This is a genomic window from Nonomuraea sp. NPDC004702 (genome assembly GCF_053601695.1).
In genome coordinates, this window is record NZ_JBSGCE010000059.1 from 21,140 (window position 1) to 37,435 (window position 16,296).

Consider the following 16,296-nt stretch of genomic DNA (forward strand, 5'->3'; position numbering starts at 1 on the left):
CGGCCACGGTCCTGGTCGAGTCAATGTGGGTTTGGGCGCATGTGGGCTGACACCCTTGTAAAGTGCGGTGCCATGCGTCCGAGCTCCTTGATCGTGCCATTACTCGTCGGCGTGCTCACCAGCGCCGCGTTCAGCGGGACGGCCGGCGCCGCGTCGGCCCCGGCCGTGCTGACCAAGAACCCGCTGTACAAGGCGGGCACGTTCGCGCTCAAGACCTGCGAGGAGCCGGATGCGGCCAGCGCCGACGTCGAGGTGTTCCGGCGCTATGTCGAAGAGGTCTCCCTCTGTCTGGACAAGGCCTGGGGGCCGCTGCTGACGAAGGCCGGTCTGCGGTACACCAAACCCAAGGTGGTGTTGTCGTACGGCGAGCGGGTCAAGACCTCCTGCGGCGTCTACGCACCCGACGCCACTGACAGCGTCTACTGCACGAACACCAAGACCGTCCACATGATGGTCAGCGACTACGGACTCAAGGGCGAGATCGACAAGCCACAACTGCTGGAGGCCCTCAGCACGGGCTATGCCATCCATGTCCAGAACGTCGCGGGCATCATGAACGCCGTGGCCAAGACCATGAAGAAGCTGTCCAAGCGGGACGCGCTGGCCCTTCAGTCCAGATACACGCTGCAGACGCTCTGCTTCTCCGGGGCGTTCACCGGCAGTGTCTGGGATTCGCTCGGCCACACGCGCGAGCACGGCCAGGACTACTACATCGACCGGCACGTCATCGACGGCAATTTCGCCGGCCTCGGCAAGGCGTCCAATCGTGTCTACTGGATCAGGCGGGGGTTCGAGTCCGAGTCTCCGTCCGCCTGCAACACCTTCACGGCTCCGGCCGCCAGGGTGAAATAGCGCGCGCCCATGTCACGCGGGTCGACGCCGGCCCCTTGGGCCATCCCACGTGAAAGGTGTGTTCGAAGCCAACAACCCAAGATGACGATGGCGCTTGCCGTGACGGCTCCATTCCTGATCGGATGGACCTGTAACAGCAGGTGGCAGGAGCGGCCCATGAGGTTACAGGCGAGGACGTGGAAGCTCGTCGCCGGCACAGTGCTCGGAGCCGCGGCAGGCATTCCGCTTGGACCCCTGCCCAGCGCCTTCCTGACATGGCGTCACGTCCTGGCCGGCATCGTCCTCAGCGTCGTATGCCTGATAGCGGCGACGCTGCTCGTGCCCACGAAGCACAAGCGCGCCGCGGCCGAAGTCCTCAAGGAAGCCAGGAGATTCCCGGCCGAGACGGACGTGGAGGATTTCCTCTCAAAGTGGCGTCCTCATTCTGCTGACGCGGCGAACCGGAGAAAGGTGACCGCGGCCGGTCCGGGACACTTGCCGGGCGGGCGCGTCCGCGAGACGGTGGCCGGATGCGTGACATCCCCGGCCCTCCTCCCGCGGCGGACGGCGGGCTGAGCGCCGTCGCGGCCGCCGGCGGCCTGCACACCTACCAGCTGCGGCTGCACGAGCGGTACGGCCCGCTGGTGCGCTTCCAGCTCCCCGGCGCGCCGGCCGCGATCTCGGTGGCCGACCCCGTGCTGCTGGAGGCCACGGCCGCGATCGACGCACGCCCCGACGAGCTCTTCGCGTTCCTGGCGCCCCTGTGCGAGGCCGGCAACCTGCAGACGCTCCCCGCCGACGAGCACGGCCCCTTCCGCCGGGTCCTGCTCTCGGTGCTCGCCGGCCGCCGCTCGCACGAGGCGCACTTCGCCGGCTTCGTCACCCTGGCCACCGAGCTGGCCGACCGCTGGGAGCGCCGCGCCGCCGACGGCCCGGTGGCGCTCCAGCAGGACCTGAGCGAGCTGTCCCTGCGCATGATCGCCCAGTACGCCCTGGGCGGCGGCCTCGCCGACCCGGCGCGGGTGGTGAGCGCGTTCGGGACCGTGCTGACCGTCCACCTGGGCCGCCGCCACGAGCGCGACGACGACCTCGCGCGCGGCGACCGGGCGCTGGCGTACCTGCGCGAGGTCGTGGACGGGGTGCTGGCGCGCGGCGGCAGCGAACTGGTCGCCGCCCTGGCGCGGGCGGACATGTCGCCCGCCCGGATCAGGGACACCGTGCTCATGATCATGCTCGCCGCCCACCACACCACCGGCGTGGCCGTCTCATGGACCCTGCACCTGCTCGCGCGCAACCCCGGCCCGGCCGCGCGGGTGGCCGCCGAGCTGGACGACGTGCTGGGCGACCGCGCCGCCCCCGACTACGCCGACCTGCGGCGCCTGCCGTACCTGGAGATGGCGCTCAAGGAGTCGATGCGGCTCTACCCGCCCGGCCCGTACGGCGCCCGCGAGACCACCGAGGACCTCACCCTGGACGGCCACCACGTCCCGGCCGGCACCACGATCTTCTACCCGTTCTGGGCCGTGCACCTCGACCCCCGCCACTGGCCGGACCCGCACGCCTTCCGGCCCGACCGCTTCACCCCCGAGGCGCAGGCCGCCCGCCACCGCTACGCCTACCTCCCCTTCGGCCTCGGGCCGCGCGGCTGCGAGGGCGCGAGCCTGGCCATGGTCGAGGCCGAGCTGGTGCTCGCCGTGCTGCTCAGCAGGTTCGCCTTCGAGCCGGTCGAGGACCATCCGGTGACGCCTGTCGAACGTTTCGTGCTCTGGGCCGAGCACGACATCCGCATGCGCCTGACCCGCCGCCTCCCCCGCTGACGTTCTGGACGGGTGTGGCGGGGCTTGCCTGGGCGGGCCCGCTGGCATATGAGTGATGCACGCTCGTTCGGACGCCGCCGGCACACCTATGCACGGGGAGAGTCGATGAACATCCGCGGGAAGGCGACGGCCACTGTGGCGGCCGGCGTCCTGGTCACGATCATCATCCTCGCCGCGGGCGGCCCGCCCGCCTCGGCCCGGACCACGGCCCAGACCACGGCCTCGGGGGTGACGCACGAGGAGAACCCCCGCGTCCCCGCGGGCGCCGCGTGGTCGGAGGCGTACTTCCCCTCCGCCGACGGCAGCGGCGTCGAGCTGCACGCCGACGTGCTGCGCCCGGCGCACCTGCCGGCCGGCGCGCGGACGCCGGTGATCGTCTCGGTCGGCCCCTACTTCGCCCACGCCGGGCAGACCGGCCCGGAGGGATGGGACCAGGTCGGGCCGTCGGCGCGGTTCCGCGACTTCGTGGACGGCGCCGGGCTGATGGCCCGCGGCTACACCTTCGTGATGGTCGACCTGCGCGGCTTCGGCGGCAGCACCGGCTGCCTCGACTGGGTCGGGCCGGGCGAGCAGGCCGACGTGCGGGCCGCCGTCGAGTGGTCGGCGGCCCAGCCCTGGTCGACCGGCAAGGTCGGCATGTACGGCAAGTCGTACGACGCGGTCACCGGCCTGGTCGGCAACAACCTCAGGCTGCCGAGCCTGAAGGCGGTCGTCGCCCAGGAACCGGTCTGGAACATGTACAACTACCTGTTCAGCAACAAGGTCCCGCGGCCCAACGTCACGGGCACGCCGGAGGCGTACAACTCGATCGCGACGATGGCGCCGATGGCCGGTGACAGCGACCGGTACAAGGCGAACGCCCAGTACGAGACCGCCCATCCCGCCTGCCTGTCCGACAACATCACCAACAACAACGATCCCGACCTGCGCTCGGCGTACTGGCGGGCGCGCAATCTGGCCGACCGGGCGGCCGGCACCAGCACGCCGCTGCTGGTCACCCAGGGCTTCATCGAGCCCAACACCAAGCCCGAGGACATGGAGGTCTACCTGGACAACCACCGCGGGCGCGAGCGCGGCTGGCTCGGCCAGTGGGAGCACGTGCGCGGCAACGACACCGACGCCCAGGGCCGGCTGCTGCAGGGACGGGCCGGCTGGTTCGACGAGGTGATGCGGTTCTACGACCAGTACCTGCGCGGCGTGCGCCCCTCGGCGGTCGACCCGGCGTACGCGATCGAGGACAGTCTCGGCGGGTGGCGCGCCCAGCCGACCTGGCCGGTGGTCACGACGTCGTACGAGGCCCGGCTGTCGGCCGGCGCGTACCTGGACGACGGCGGCGGCGCCGCGGCGACGGCGACCACCGCCCCCTCCGGCCGCTGGGACATGGAGCACGCGCCGCCGCTCGAACCGCTCTCCACCGCCGAGAAGAGCTCGGCCAGGCAGAGCGCGGCCGCCTCGGGCAGCTTCTGGACCTGGTCCACGCCCGCCGCCGAGCGGCTCAGGCTCACCGGCACGCCGCGGATCAGGCTCGACGCGAGCACGAACGGCAACGTCATGGTCCGCCTGTGGGACGTCGCCCCCGACGGCAGGGCGACGATGTTCGACGAGAACGTGGCGCTGCTGGAGCGCCGCGGCCCGGTCGCGTTCGACCTGAAGTCGGCCGACTGGACCTTCGAGCCGGGCCACCGGCTGGGCGTGCAGATCGGCACCATCGAGTCCAACGGCTGGCTGGACGTGCCCTCGGGCAACACGATCAAGGTCTCCGGCGCGCGGCTGAGCCTGGACCTGCTGTCCACCCGGCACGACGTGCCCACCCAGGGTGACCGCTCGCCGTACCTGGACCGGTACCTCGCGGCCTACACCACCACGCTCGGCGGCGTCGGCCCCGGCACCTTCCCGCTGCGGCTGTCCCGCCGCTGACCCGCCCGTCCCCGGCCCGTCGCACGCCCGATCCGCCGGGCCGGGAGACGGGCCGGGGAACGTCAGAGCGCCTCGCCGCGGGCGCGCAGGAACCCGGCCATCGCCTCGACGCCGAGGGCGATCGCCCGCTCGTCCGGCACGAAGTCCGGGTCGTGCGGCATGCCCTGCTCGCCCACGCCGAAGAAGAACATCGCCCCCGGCGCCCGCTCCAGGAACAGCCCGAAATCCTCCCCGTTGAACGGATAGGACGCGTGCAGCAGCAGGGCGTCCAGGTGCCGCGCGCCGGCCCTGGCGTGCTCAGGAGAGTTCACCGACGACGGGTGATGGTCGAGGAACCGCAGGCGGGACCCGGCCTCGGCGCGCAGCAACGCGCGGATGTCGTCGTACCGGCTGTCCGGCCAGGCCCGGACCCACCCCTGCACGGCGTCGTGCTCGCGGTGGACCTGGGCGTACACGAAGGTCGCCAGGGGGCCGTCCGGGGTCCGCAGGTCGGCCTCCAGCTGTGCCATCTCCTCCGGGGTGGCCGGCGGCGTCACCGTCGACAGGCCCGCGACCAGCGCCTCGAACCGCCGGGCCGCCGCCGGCGACAGGCCCTCGATGCGGAAGACGTCCTGGCCGGGGTGCCCGAAGCCCGGGGCCACCGCGAACGTTCCGGTGGGCAGGGGCGCGCAGTGCAGGGCGTACACCTCGCGCGGCGGGACCGGGTCCATGGCCCCGTCGCCGATCATGGCGCGGGCGCCCTCGCAGGTCTCCTCGGCGGGCTGGAAGAAGAAGACCGCCCGGCCCGGGGGCCGCTCGCGGGCCAGGGCCCGCGCGACGCCCACGCCGATCGCGGTGTGCACGTCGTGCCCGCACAGGTGGTCCGCGCCGCCGGGCACGGCGACCGCGTCCAGGTCGGCCCGGTAGCCGATCGCGGGGCCGTCGCCGGCGTCCAGGACCGCGACCACGCCGTGGCCGCCGACGCCGGTCCGGACCTCCAGGCCCGCCTCCCGCAGCGCCGCCGCCACCAGGGCCGCGGTGCGCCGCTCCTGGCCGGCCGGTTCGGGGTGGCGGTGGATCTCGCGCCGTAACTCGATCAGGTCGTCGTCGCTCATGGCGGAATGCTGGCACATCGTCCCGGACTCGAACTGATGGAATGGGTGGGTTTGGGGTGACGCCGGTGTCAAGGTTGCATACTTCCCCGCATGATCTTCACGCAGGCAGAGCTCGACTACCTGGCCGGACAGCACCTCGGCCGGCTGGCCACCGTCTCCCCCTCCGGAGACGTACAGAACAACCCCGTCGGCTTCTTCGTGGACGCCGCCACGGGCACGATCACCATCGGCGGGCACGCGATGGGCGCCTCCAAGAAGTTCCGGAACGTCCAGCGGGGCAGCACCGCCGCCCTCGTCGTGGACGACCTGGCCTCGGTGGACCCGTGGGTGGTGCGCGGCATCGAGATCCGGGGCACGGCGGTGGCCCTGGCCGACCACGAGCCGCCGGTGCCGTACTTCTCGCGGGAGGTCATCGTGATCACGCCCGTCAGGATCGTGTCGTGGGGGATCGACGGCGGGCGGTCGTCCCGGACCGTCTGAGGGCGCGGGCCGGCGCCGGTCGCTAACGCGGCGGGCGCCAGCCGTGCGCGAGGAGGTCGAAGACCTGCTCGACGGCCTCGCGAAGATCCGGCCGCCCCCGCGTGAGCGCCGGGATGTCCAGGACGAACCGGGCGAGCGCGTGGCAGGCGACGTCATCCGGGGCCACGCCCGCGTCCTCGGCGATGGCCGTGCCGAGGGCGGCGGCGTGCCTGGTCCACATCCGTTCGTAGTACTCCAGCAGCGCCGGCGTGGACTCCACCAGCTCGGTGAACCCGGCCCGCAGCGGATGGGCCGCGACCTGCGGCCAGGACGCCAGCACGTGCCCGCGCAGCGCCTCGACGACGCTCTGCCCCTCCGGACGCCCGCGCACCGCCGCGACCAGCTCCGCCTCCCGGTCGGCCTCCTCGTCGAAGACCAGTGCCTCCTTGCCGGGGAAGTGCTTGAACAGCGTGGTGGTGGACACGTCGGCCGCCTCGGCGACGTCCCTGACGCTCACCCGGTCGTAGCCGTGCTCCAGGAACAGGCGCAGGGCGGCGTCGGCGATGGCTCGGCGGGTGGCGGCCTTCTTGCGTTCGCGGCGGCCGGCGACGGGTGGCGTGTCCATGCCGCCCACCCTACCAAAAGGTGGCACGAGTTAATTAGTTGACCGGTTGCACTTTTGTACTCGTTCTGCTTCTCTGGAACGGCGGCGCTCGCCGTACCCACCCCTGATCACGAACGAGAGGTCCAGTCATGCGCTCACCCGCACCCGCCACCGCGCGCATCCACGTCGTCGGAGCGGGCCCCGGCGGGCTCACCTGCGCCCGCGTCCTGCAACGGCACGGCATCCCCGTGACCGTCCACGACCGCGACGCCCACCCGCGGGCCCGCGACCAGGGCGGCACCCTCGACCTGCACGCCGACGACGGCCAGGTCGCCCTGCGCGAGGCCGGCCTGCTCGACGACTTCCTCCGGCTGGCCCGCCCGGAAGGGCAGGAGATGCGGCTGCTCGACCCGTCCGGACGGCTGCTCGACCACCACGTCCCGGCCGCGGGCGAGCTCTTCAAACCCGAGATCGACCGCGGTGTGCTGCGCGACCTGCTGCTCGGCTCGCTGGAGCCCGGGAGCGTGCGGTGGGGCGCCGCCGTCGAGCAGGTCACCGGCCCGCCCGGCGGCCCGCGCCGGGTGCACTTCCGCGACGGCACGTCCGTCGAGGCGGACCTGGTCATCGGGGCCGACGGCGCGTTCTCCCGGGTGCGCCCGGCGGTCTCGGCCGCGGCGCCGCGCTACACCGGGGTCACTTTCCTGGAGGCGTGGTTCCACGACGTCGAGAACGCCCACCCTGCCCTCGCCGCGCTCGTCGGACAGGGCGGCGCCACCGCGGCCGACGGCGACCGGGCCCTGTTCGCCCAGCGCAACGGCGGCGACCACATCCGCGTCTACGTCATCCAGCGCCTGCCCGCCGGGTGGATCGCCGCGAGCGGCCTGAGCGCCGGCGACACCGCCGGGATCCGCGCCCGGCTGCTCGACGCGTTCTCCGGCTGGTCGCCGGACCTGCTCGGGATGATCACCCGCAACGACGGGCCGTACGTCGATCGCCCGCTGTTCGCGCTGCCCGTGCCGCACGTGTGGGCGCGGTCGTCCAGCGTGACCCTGCTCGGCGACGCCGCCCACCTCATGCCGCCGCTCGGCGTGGGCGCCAACCTGGCCATGCTCGACGCCTGCGAGCTCGCCCTCGCGCTGGCCGGCTGCGCCACGGTGGCCGAGGCCGTGGCCGCGTACGAGAGCACGATGCTCCCGCGCGCGGCGGACGCGGCCCGCGCCCTTGAGCACGGCGCCGAGGCCCTGCTCGAACGGCACGAGAGCGGCGAGCTCGCCGCCTTCGCCCCGCCCCGCCGCTGACCCGGCCCCGGCCCCGGCCCTGCCCCTGGGGGCCTAACGCGTGGCCGCGGTCACGAACAGCGGCAGGGCGAGGAACAGCCGCCCGGCCCGCGCCCGTTCCCGCTGCTCGGCGAGCCAGCCCTCGGCCTCCGCCGCACTGACCGCCCCGGCCGAGCGCGCCATCCCCGCCAGGTCGGCCAGCACGGCCACCAGCGTCGCGTCGGTGACGACGCTGGTGTGCACCTCGACGGTGACGTCGGTGAAGCCGGCGTCCAGCAGCAGGTTGCGGGTGCCGCGGACGACGCGGGGTGATGTGACGAGGTCGGCGCGGGCGTGCACGATCCGGCGGGTGAGCGCGGCGTCGCCGGAGTCGATGACGATGGTGTCCCAGTCCTGCCCGAGCAGCACGATCCGCCCGCCGGGCGCGAGCACCCGCCGCGCCTCGGCCACGGCGCGGGCCGGGTCGTCCAGGACGTGGTACACCTTCTCGGCGCGATAGCCGTGCAGCTCGCCGTCGGCGAACGGCAGCGCGTACGCCTCCGCCACCCGGAACTCGGCGGCGGGCCACCGCCCGGCCGCCACGCCGATCATCCGCTCGTCGGGGTCGACGCCGATCGCCCGAGCGCCCAGCCCGGCCAGCTCCGCCGCCGCGCGGCCGGATCCGCAGCCGACGTCGGCCACCGCCGCCCGCGGCGCGAGGCCGAGCAACTCGTAGGAACGCGCCCGCAGCTCGGCCGCCCCGGGCAGGTGGTCCGCGAGGTCGAGCAGGGCGATGAGCGCGTCGGTCTCCTGGCCGGTACGGCCTGTCGTCTGGTTCTTGGTCATGTGCGGGATCCTGCGGCTTCAAGTGCGCTTGAAGTCAAGCCGATTCCTGGGATCGGCGGTCCTGGGAAGAGCGGTCCTGGGAAGAGCGGTCCGTTTCGGCGCCGGCGCGGGAGCGGCAGGGTGGGCTGCGGCCGCGCGAAGGGCCGGTCATGACGAGGAGGGTGATCACGCGATGAAGGCTGTGCGGTTCCACGAGTACGGCGGGATCGACGTCCTGCGGGTGGAGGAGGTCGAGCGTCCGGCGCCGGGGCCCGGTCAGGTGCTGGTCGAGGTGCGGGCGGCCGGGATCCAGCCCGGCGAGACGATGATCCGCCAGGGGGCGCGGCACAGGCGCTGGCCGGCGACGTTCCCGTCCGGGCAGGGCAGCGATCTGGCCGGCGTGGTGGTGGCGGCCGGTCCGGAGGTGCGCGGGTTCGCGGTGGGCGACGAGGTGCTCGGCTTCACCCATCGCAGGGCGAGCCACGCGGAGTTCGTCGTGGCCGACGACGTGGCGCTGACCCTGCGGCCCGCGGGGCTGCCCTGGGAGGTGGCCGGGTCGTTGTACGTGGCCGGCACGACGGCGTACGCCACGGTGTTCGCGGTCGATCCGGGGCCGGGGGAGACGGTGGTGGTGTCCGGGGCGGCGGGCGGGGTCGGGTCCATCGCCGTGCAGCTCGCGCGGCGGCGGGGCGCGACGGTGGTCGGGCTGGCGAGCGAGGCCAACCACGCCTGGCTGCGGGGGCACGGCGTGGTGCCGGTCGCGTACGGGGAGGGCGTGGCCGAGCGGATCCGGTCGGCCACCGGCGGGCAGGTGGACGCGTTCATCGACACCTACGGGGACGGCTACGTCGATCTGGCGGTCGAGCTGGGCGTGCGGCCCGACCGGATCGACACGATCTGCGACTGGGCGGGCGCGGCCAGGGTCGGCGCGCGGACGTACGGGGAAGGGGCGGCTGCCTGCGCGGTCGTGGTCGGGGAGCTGGCCCGGCTCGCCGCGCGGGGCGAGCTGGAGGTGCCGATCGCCCGCGTGTACCCGCTGGAGCGGGTCCGGGACGCCTTCGGCGAGCTGGAACGTCGGCACACCCACGGCAAGATCGTGCTCACGCCGTAACGACGGCCTACAGACGGGTAGGGGTTGCCTCCGACGTGGAACAGGGCACGCGGCTACGGACGGGTGGCGAGGATGTGGAACAGCGCGTGCGGCAGGTCGCCTTCGGCCTCCACCCGGAACCCCGCGCCCGGGATCAGCGTGCCGAGCAGGGCGCGCAGGTCGTGGCGCATCGCGGGACCGGCCAGCGCGCCGACGACGCGGCGGGCCAGCGGGCCGGTCGGCGGCCGGAACTCGGCCACGAGCAGCCGCCCGCCCGGACGCAGCACGCGGAACATCTGGCGCAGCGCCTCCGGCCTGGCCGCCACGGGCATGTGGTGCACCGCGAAGCTGGAGACGACCAGGTCGAACGAGCCGTCCGGGAACGGCAGGTCCTGGCCCTCGCCGACCACGTACTCGCAGTTGGCGGGGGCGCGGCGGGCGGCGTACCCGATCATCTCGGGGGACGGGTCGAGGCCGGTCACCCGGCCGCTCGGGGTGACCACCGGGGCGATGATCCGGGTGAGGTAGCCGGTGCCGCAGCCGACGTCGAGCACGCGGTCACCGGCGCGCGGCCCGGCGGCGGCGGCCAGGCGGGTGAACGCGGCCCGGCGCCCGCCGAGGAACGCGACCGCGCTGAGCAGCTCGTACCGGCGCGGGTAGTCGATGGTGCCGCCGGACTCGGCGTGCTCTTCGTGGTGGTGCAGAAGCCTTCCCAGCATGGCGGTTCCTCCAGTCAGCTGCCGAACAACCTGTTCGGTAATGAATGATGTGTTCATACGGGACGCGGGTCAACGAGCAGATCGGCCGTGGCGTCCGGTAGCGCACAGGGAGGGGGAAGGTGTCCGGAGACCGGCGGGTGCGGCGCACGCGGCGACAGGTCCGGGAGGCGCTGGTGTCGCTGATCCTGGAGAAGGGCTACGAGGCGGTGACCGTCACCGACATCATCGAGCGGGCCGACGTCGGCCGCTCCACGTTCTACGCCCACTTCTCCGGCAAGCAGGAGGTGCTGCTCAGCAACCTGGCCGAGCTGGCGTTCCTGCGGCGTCCGCCGGGCGGCGGCGCGCCGGGGGAGTTGTTCGCGTTCAGCCTGCCGATGTTCGAGCACGTCCGCGAGCAGGAACGGCTGGTGCGCGCGCTGCTCGGACGGCGCGGCGGCGGGCCGGTGTACGCCCGGGGCGAGCGGGTGGTCGCCGACCTGGTCAGGGCCGACCTGCTGGCGGCGGGCGCGCGGGAGCAGGCCGGGCTCGACCTGCTGGTGGTGTGCGTGGTGGGGGCGTTCATGGGGCTGATGCGGGCCTGGCTGGACGGCGTGACCGCCGCCTCGCCCGCCGAGCTCGACGCCGCCTTCCGCGCGGCGGTCACCCCGGGCGTCCGGGCCGTCCTGGGCCCGTCCGCGGGGTGCGGCACGTAGGCTACGGTGGGAACGTTTGTGATCTACGGCCAGGAGACCGGACATGGCAGGTGACGACGACATCTCCGGGTGACACCGGAGGGTGATCGGCCCCGGCGTGCGCGCGTGAGCGCCGCCGACGTGGGCCTTTTCGTCGTTCCCCGAAACCCTGTCCCCTTCACCGGGCGGCTTCGGCGCGCCCGCGTCCTCCTCCGAGGTTCACATGCTCTCCAACCCCTGCCCGCCCACCGGCGACGTCCTGCTGGCCCACGATCTCGTCCGGACGCTGGGCACGCGGCGCGTGCTCGACGGCCTCTCGCTCACCGCCGCCCCCGGCCGCCGGATCGGGCTCATCGGCGAGAACGGCGCGGGCAAGTCCACGCTGCTGCGCCTCCTGGCCGGCGTGGACGAGCCCGACTCCGGGACCGTCGTACGCCCCGCCGACCTGGGCTTCCTGCACCAGGAGCTGCCGTTCGCGGCTGAGGACACGCTCGCCGACGTGCTCGACGACGCCCTGCGCGAGGCGCGCACGGACCTGGCCGAGCTCGACCGGCTCAGCCGCGAGCTGGCCGGGTCGCCGGAGGATGCCGCGCTGCTCGAAGCGTACGGGGCCCGGCTCGACCAGGCGCAGCAGCACGAGTCCTGGGACGCCGACCGGCGGGCGGAGATCGTCCTCGACCGGCTGGGCCTGGGCGGCGTGCCGGGGACGCGGGCGCTCGGCTCGTTGTCCGGCGGGCAGCGCGGCCGGCTCGCCCTGGCGGCGCTGCTGATCAGGCGGCCCGCCGCGCTCCTGCTCGACGAGCCCACCAACCACCTCGACGACGACGCCGCCGTCTTCGTGGAGGAGGAATTGCGTGGCATGACCGGCGTGGTCGTCGTGGCCAGCCACGACCGGGCCTTCCTCGACGCGGTCTGCACGGACCTGCTCGACCTCGACCCCGCCGTGGACGGCCCCGTCCGGTACGGCGGCGGTTACAGCGCGTACCTGACCGGGAAACGCGCCGAGCGCGAACGCTGGGAGCGGCGACACGCGGCCGAGCAGGAGGAACTGGACGAGCTGCGCCGCGCCGTCGCGGTGACCGCGCGGCGGGTGGCGCAGGACGGGTTGCGCCGCGACAACGAGAAGATGGGCTACGGCCACCGCGCCGGGCGGGTGCAGCAGCAGATCTCCCGGCGGGTGCGCGAGGCCGCGCGCCGGCTCGCCGAGCTGGAACGCGACCAGGTCCCCGCCCCGCCGCCCCCACTGCGCCTGCGCCCCCGCCTCACCGCCCCCCTCCCTCCCCCCGAAGGCCCGGAGGGGGACCGGGGCGGCGCGGCGGGCCGGGGTGGCGGGTCGTTGGTGTCGGCGCGGGACGTCCGGGTGGCGGGGCGGCTCGCGCTCGACCGGCTCGACCTGCGGGAGGGGGACCGCTTGCTGGTCACCGGCCCGAACGGCGCGGGCAAGTCCACCCTCCTCGCGGTCCTGTCCGGCGACCTGGAGCCGGCCGGGCAGGTACGGCGGCGACCGGGGCTGACTGTCGGCCTGCTGCCCCAGGACACGATGTTCGAGCACCCCGGCCGCACGGTGCGGGAGACCTACGAGCAGGCCCTCGGGCCGGAGCGCGCCGAGGCCGTGCCGCTGCGCTCGCTCGGCCTGATCCGCGCCCGCGACGCGAACCTGCGCGTGGGGGAGCTGTCCGTCGGCCAGCGCCGCCGACTCGCGCTGGCGCTGCTGATCGCCGACCCTCCCGACGTGCTGCTGCTCGACGAGCCCACCAACCACCTGTCGCCGGTCCTGGCCGACGAGCTGGAGGCCGCCCTGGCCGCGGACGGCCCCGGCGCGGTCGTGGTGGCCGGCCACGACCGCTGGCTGCGCGCCCGCTGGCGGGGCCGCCGTCTGCACCTGCCCGGAGAGGGCGTGACGCACGGCCCGCAGGACCTGGGACAGGGCTGACGCACGTTCCGTAGGACCTGGAGGGAGGGCTGGCGTACGTCCCGTAGTACCTGGGAGCTACGCGGGAAGTGAGCTCCGCAGCGGGAGGCGCGCGGCCGGGGGCGATCCGTAGCGTCGGGGGAACCGTCCCCCCGTCGGAAGGGTTCCCATGGGCAACCGCGGCCGCCGCCTCCTGCTCGCCACGCTCGTCGCCGCCTCGGTGGCGGGCCCGGCGGCGTGCGTGTCGGGGGAGGTGCCGGCGCCCGTCCCCGGCGTCGCGCCGCCGTCCGGGCTCGCCGGGCGGTACGCCGCCGGGCGCGCGGCGATCCTGGCGGCCGGGCGCGACGCCGTCCGGCACGGCCACCGGCGCCGGGCCGCCGCCCTGCGCGAGATGGCCGACCCCGCCCGCCGGTTCCTGTCCTTCGACGGCCGCGACGCCGGCCGGGCCGTCGAGGTGTTCGGCGACCTGGCCACCGCCGCCCGGATCGCCGTGCTGGTCCCGGGCGCGGGCATCACCCTCGACAAGTACGGCCTGCTGCGCGGCGGCTCGATGCGCCTGAGCGCCGCGCTGGGCGACCGGTCGGCCGTGCTCGCCTGGCTCGGGTACGCCACCCCGAGCAGCGTGAGCCTCCAGGCGCTGACCCTCGACCGCGCCGACCGGGCCGCCCCCGCCCTGCGCGCCTTCCTGGACGAGCTGCGCGCCCTCCGCCCGGGCGCGCGCGTCTCGCTGCTGTGCCACTCCTACGGCTCGGCGGTGTGCGGCCGGGCCGCGCCGGGGCTGGACGTGGCCGCCCTCGTCCTGTTCGACAGTCCCGGGGCGGGCGTGGCCGACGCCGCGGCGCTGCGCAGCCGGACGCCGGTGTGGGCCGCGCGCACGGCCGGGGACTGGGTCGGCCGGCTGCCGCACGTGTCCGTCGAGCTGCCGTCCGGCACCCTGGGGCTGGGCGCGGACCCGGTCGCGCCCGGGTTCGGGGCGCGGGTGTTCGACGCGGGCGGCGGCGGCCACAGCGACTACCTGGCGGCCGGATCGACGGCGCTGGCGAACCTCGCGCGGATCGTGACCGGCTCACCCGTAAGCTGGACCAAGGGTGCAAGCCAGGACAGAACGAACGTGGGCGAGGGCGGATGAGCAGGCTGCGCAAGGCCCTCGCCACGCTGGGCGCGGACCTGGGGACCATGGCCCCCGACCCCCTGCCGCGGATGGGCGGCCCGCGCGCCCTGTCCCGGCTTCCGCACGTCGCCGTCGCCCTGTACGCGCTGGCCATGGGCCTGTACCCGGGCGGGGAGGGCATCGACCCGACCGTCCCGCTGCTGGCCATGGCCATGGCGGCGGCCATGGTGCTGGCGATGTGGCGCCCGCTGGCCGCCTGGTGGGCGACGATCGTCCTCATGGTCGCCGGGGCGCGGTCGGGCATGGTGTACGTGTCGGAGCACCTGAGCCTCCCCTGGACGGTGCATCCCGAGACGTTCGAGCGGCGGCCCTTCCCGCACGCCGACCCGACCGCCTTCCCGTGGACGGGCTCGGGCGTCGCCCTGCAGGCCGGCGTGCTGTTCCTGCTGGCACTGCGGGTACGCCCGGGTGTCGCCGTCAAGGCGCTGGCGATCACCACGCTGACCGTGGTGGTGATCGTGGTGCTCATGCCGGAGGCCAACGGGGGCGGGCTGGGCGCCACCGCCCTGCTGGCCGACGCGGTCGCGGTCGCCGTCGGGGCCGGGGTGCGCCAGCTGAGGACGACCCGTACCCGGCTGGAGGCCCAGGAGGAGCTGACGGCCGAGGAACGGGCCCGCCGCACGCTGCTGGAGGAGCGCAGCAGGATCGCCCGCGAGCTGCACGACGTCGTCGCCCACCACATGTCGGTGATCTCCATCCAGGCCCAGGTCGCGCCGCACCTGGTGGACGACCCGCCGCAGGAGCTGAGGGAGAACCTGGCCGGCATCCGGGAGAACGCCGTCGAGGCGCTGACCGAGCTGCGCCGGGTCCTGGGCGTGCTGCGCGCGCAGGACCAGCCGGCCGACGCGCCGCAGCCCACGCTCGACCGGCTGGAGGAGCTGCTGGCCAACGTGCGCGGCGCGGGCGTCACGCTCACCGCCGAGATCGCCGGGCAGGCGCGCCCGCTGTCGCCGGGGGTGGAGCTGTCGGCGTACCGGATCGTGCAGGAGGCGCTCAGCAACGCCATGCGGCACGCCCCCGGCGCGGCGGTGGCGGTCCGGCTGACGTACCGGCCCGGCGCCCTGGCGATCCGGGTCGTCAACGAGCCGCCCGCCAGGCCGGCGCGGCCCTCGCCGGGCGCCGGGCACGGGCTGCTCGGCATGCGCGAGCGCGCCGCCATGCTGGGCGGCGACCTCGTCGCCGGGCCCACGCCGGACGGCGGCTACGAGGTCAGCGTGTTCCTGCCGGTCGACTCGGAGAAAGGCGTTCAGGCCACCTCATGACGAGCATCCGCGTGCTCATCGCCGACGACCAGGTCATGGTCCGCCAGGGCTTCACCGTGCTGCTCAACGCCGAGCCCGGCATCGAGGTCGTGGGCCAGGCGGTCAACGGGCTCGACGCCGTCGCCAAGGTCGCCGAGCTGGACCCCGACGTCGTCCTCATGGACGTGCGCATGCCCGAGCTCGGCGGCATCGAGGCCACCCGCCGGATCGCCGCCCGTCCGGACGCGTCGGCGAAGGTGCTCGTGCTGACCACGTTCGACCTCGACGACTACGTCTACGAGGCGCTGCGCGCCGGGGCGTCCGGCTTCCTGCTCAAGGACGCCTCGGCGGCCGAGCTGGCCCACGCGGTGCGGGTGGTGGCGACCGGCGAAGCGCTGCTGGCCCCGAACGTCACCAAGCGCCTGATCGCCGAGTTCGCCCGGGTGAGCCGCGCGCCGCGGGCGCCGCTCAAGGAGCGCGTGGGCGACCTGACCGAGCGCGAGACCGAGGTGCTGGCGCTGATCGCGCAGGGCCTGTCGAACGCCGAGATCGCCGAGCGCCTGGTGATCGCCGAGCAGACGGTCAAGACCCACGTGAGCCGGATCCTGGTCAAGCTCGGGCTGCGCGACCGCACCCAGGCGGCGGTCTTCGCGTACGAGACGGGGCTGGTCCGTCCCTCGGGCTACTGA

General features: G+C 74.4%; 16 protein-coding genes. 12 read left to right on the plus strand and 4 right to left on the minus strand.

Going from position 1 to position 16,296, the window contains the following annotated elements; translation table 11 throughout:
* Nucleotides 1–72: 72 nt before the first annotated feature.
* The 4 genes from ACWEJ6_RS42740 to ACWEJ6_RS42755 all read left to right on the plus strand — a co-directional run bounded on the left by ACWEJ6_RS42740 (nt 73) and on the right by ACWEJ6_RS42755 (nt 4,565).
* Entirely contained in the window at nt 73–852 is a 780-nt protein-coding gene (locus ACWEJ6_RS42740) for a neutral zinc metallopeptidase (protein WP_452431256.1), read from the plus strand.
* A 156-nt stretch (nt 853–1,008) separates the two neighbouring features.
* A complete protein-coding gene (locus ACWEJ6_RS42745) occupies nt 1,009–1,407 on the plus strand; it encodes a hypothetical protein (RefSeq protein ID WP_452431257.1) in 399 nt (132 codons plus the stop codon).
* Nucleotides 1,362–2,648 (plus strand): cytochrome P450, encoded by a 1,287-nt coding sequence (locus ACWEJ6_RS42750; protein ID WP_452431258.1) that lies wholly within the window; start codon nt 1,362–1,364, stop codon nt 2,646–2,648. Before ACWEJ6_RS42745 ends, ACWEJ6_RS42750 begins: the two co-directional genes overlap by 46 nt.
* Nucleotides 2,649–2,753: 105 nt before the next feature.
* On the plus strand, nt 2,754–4,565 hold the full coding sequence (locus ACWEJ6_RS42755) for a CocE/NonD family hydrolase (RefSeq protein WP_452431259.1): 1,812 nt from the start codon (nt 2,754–2,756) through the stop codon (nt 4,563–4,565).
* Between the two features lie 62 nt (nt 4,566–4,627).
* Here ACWEJ6_RS42755 and ACWEJ6_RS42760 read toward each other — a convergent pair whose 3' ends face one another.
* Nucleotides 4,628–5,659 (minus strand): M20 metallopeptidase family protein, encoded by a 1,032-nt coding sequence (locus ACWEJ6_RS42760; RefSeq protein WP_452431260.1) that lies wholly within the window; start codon nt 5,657–5,659, stop codon nt 4,628–4,630.
* Nucleotides 5,660–5,749: 90 nt separating this feature from the next.
* Here ACWEJ6_RS42760 and ACWEJ6_RS42765 point away from each other — a divergent pair, with 90 nt between their 5' ends.
* Complete coding sequence (locus ACWEJ6_RS42765; RefSeq protein ID WP_352326421.1) at nt 5,750–6,139, plus strand: PPOX class F420-dependent oxidoreductase; 390 nt, start codon at nt 5,750–5,752, stop codon at nt 6,137–6,139.
* A gap of 22 nt (nt 6,140–6,161) precedes the next feature.
* On the opposite strand, the gene ACWEJ6_RS42770 is transcribed toward ACWEJ6_RS42765, so the two are convergent.
* A complete protein-coding gene (locus ACWEJ6_RS42770; protein ID WP_452431261.1) occupies nt 6,162–6,743 on the minus strand; it encodes a TetR/AcrR family transcriptional regulator in 582 nt (193 codons plus the stop codon).
* Between the two features lie 128 nt (nt 6,744–6,871).
* Between ACWEJ6_RS42770 and ACWEJ6_RS42775 the strand changes: the two genes are divergently transcribed.
* Nucleotides 6,872–8,020, plus strand: a complete 1,149-nt coding sequence (locus ACWEJ6_RS42775) for an FAD-dependent oxidoreductase (protein ID WP_452431262.1) — start codon at nt 6,872–6,874, stop codon at nt 8,018–8,020.
* Between the two features lie 33 nt (nt 8,021–8,053).
* Here ACWEJ6_RS42775 and ACWEJ6_RS42780 read toward each other — a convergent pair whose 3' ends face one another.
* On the minus strand, nt 8,054–8,824 hold the full coding sequence (locus tag ACWEJ6_RS42780) for a methyltransferase domain-containing protein (RefSeq protein WP_452431263.1): 771 nt from the start codon (nt 8,822–8,824) through the stop codon (nt 8,054–8,056).
* A gap of 172 nt (nt 8,825–8,996) precedes the next feature.
* On the opposite strand from ACWEJ6_RS42780, the gene ACWEJ6_RS42785 reads away from it, so the two are divergent.
* Complete coding sequence (locus tag ACWEJ6_RS42785) at nt 8,997–9,914, plus strand: NADP-dependent oxidoreductase (protein WP_452431264.1); 918 nt, start codon at nt 8,997–8,999, stop codon at nt 9,912–9,914.
* Nucleotides 9,915–9,967: 53 nt separating this feature from the next.
* Here the strand turns inward: ACWEJ6_RS42785 and ACWEJ6_RS42790 are convergent, their stop codons facing one another.
* Entirely contained in the window at nt 9,968–10,612 is a 645-nt protein-coding gene (locus ACWEJ6_RS42790) for a class I SAM-dependent methyltransferase (RefSeq protein WP_452431265.1), read from the minus strand.
* Between the two features lie 119 nt (nt 10,613–10,731).
* Between ACWEJ6_RS42790 and ACWEJ6_RS42795 the strand changes: the two genes are divergently transcribed.
* From ACWEJ6_RS42795 to ACWEJ6_RS42815, 5 genes are all read left to right on the plus strand, one after another.
* On the plus strand, nt 10,732–11,304 hold the full coding sequence (locus tag ACWEJ6_RS42795) for a TetR/AcrR family transcriptional regulator (RefSeq protein WP_452431266.1): 573 nt from the start codon (nt 10,732–10,734) through the stop codon (nt 11,302–11,304).
* A 202-nt stretch (nt 11,305–11,506) separates the two neighbouring features.
* Entirely contained in the window at nt 11,507–13,216 is a 1,710-nt protein-coding gene (locus ACWEJ6_RS42800) for an ABC-F family ATP-binding cassette domain-containing protein (protein WP_452431267.1), read from the plus strand.
* A 148-nt stretch (nt 13,217–13,364) separates the two neighbouring features.
* A complete protein-coding gene (locus tag ACWEJ6_RS42805) occupies nt 13,365–14,324 on the plus strand; it encodes an alpha/beta hydrolase (RefSeq protein ID WP_452431268.1) in 960 nt (319 codons plus the stop codon).
* The gene (locus ACWEJ6_RS42810; RefSeq protein ID WP_452431269.1) at nt 14,321–15,628 is read left to right on the plus strand and encodes a sensor histidine kinase; all 1,308 of its coding nucleotides are present in this window, start codon (nt 14,321–14,323) and stop codon (nt 15,626–15,628) included. Before ACWEJ6_RS42805 ends, ACWEJ6_RS42810 begins: the two co-directional genes overlap by 4 nt.
* Complete coding sequence (locus ACWEJ6_RS42815) at nt 15,625–16,296, plus strand: response regulator (protein WP_452431270.1); 672 nt, start codon at nt 15,625–15,627, stop codon at nt 16,294–16,296. Before ACWEJ6_RS42810 ends, ACWEJ6_RS42815 begins: the two co-directional genes overlap by 4 nt.

What these genes read in the sequence shown, in the direction of transcription:
- ACWEJ6_RS42775 (WP_452431262.1), top strand. Translation starts at nt 6,872, where the DNA reads ATGCGCTCACCCGCACCCGCCACCGCGCGCATCCACGTCGTCGGAGCG.
- ACWEJ6_RS42800 (WP_452431267.1), top strand. Translation starts at nt 11,507, where the DNA reads ATGCTCTCCAACCCCTGCCCGCCCACCGGCGACGTCCTGCTGGCCCAC.
- ACWEJ6_RS42750 (WP_452431258.1), top strand. Translation starts at nt 1,362, where the DNA reads ATGCGTGACATCCCCGGCCCTCCTCCCGCGGCGGACGGCGGGCTGAGC.
- ACWEJ6_RS42810 (WP_452431269.1), top strand. Translation starts at nt 14,321, where the DNA reads ATGAGCAGGCTGCGCAAGGCCCTCGCCACGCTGGGCGCGGACCTGGGG.
- ACWEJ6_RS42815 (WP_452431270.1), top strand. Translation starts at nt 15,625, where the DNA reads ATGACGAGCATCCGCGTGCTCATCGCCGACGACCAGGTCATGGTCCGC.
- ACWEJ6_RS42740 (WP_452431256.1), top strand. Translation starts at nt 73, where the DNA reads ATGCGTCCGAGCTCCTTGATCGTGCCATTACTCGTCGGCGTGCTCACC.
- ACWEJ6_RS42755 (WP_452431259.1), top strand. Translation starts at nt 2,754, where the DNA reads ATGAACATCCGCGGGAAGGCGACGGCCACTGTGGCGGCCGGCGTCCTG.
- ACWEJ6_RS42765 (WP_352326421.1), top strand. Translation starts at nt 5,750, where the DNA reads ATGATCTTCACGCAGGCAGAGCTCGACTACCTGGCCGGACAGCACCTC.
- ACWEJ6_RS42770 (WP_452431261.1), bottom strand. Translation starts at nt 6,743, where the DNA reads ATGGACACGCCACCCGTCGCCGGCCGCCGCGAACGCAAGAAGGCCGCC.
- ACWEJ6_RS42760 (WP_452431260.1), bottom strand. Translation starts at nt 5,659, where the DNA reads ATGAGCGACGACGACCTGATCGAGTTACGGCGCGAGATCCACCGCCAC.
- ACWEJ6_RS42805 (WP_452431268.1), top strand. Translation starts at nt 13,365, where the DNA reads ATGGGCAACCGCGGCCGCCGCCTCCTGCTCGCCACGCTCGTCGCCGCC.
- ACWEJ6_RS42790 (WP_452431265.1), bottom strand. Translation starts at nt 10,612, where the DNA reads ATGCTGGGAAGGCTTCTGCACCACCACGAAGAGCACGCCGAGTCCGGC.
- ACWEJ6_RS42745 (WP_452431257.1), top strand. Translation starts at nt 1,009, where the DNA reads ATGAGGTTACAGGCGAGGACGTGGAAGCTCGTCGCCGGCACAGTGCTC.
- ACWEJ6_RS42780 (WP_452431263.1), bottom strand. Translation starts at nt 8,824, where the DNA reads ATGACCAAGAACCAGACGACAGGCCGTACCGGCCAGGAGACCGACGCG.
- ACWEJ6_RS42785 (WP_452431264.1), top strand. Translation starts at nt 8,997, where the DNA reads ATGAAGGCTGTGCGGTTCCACGAGTACGGCGGGATCGACGTCCTGCGG.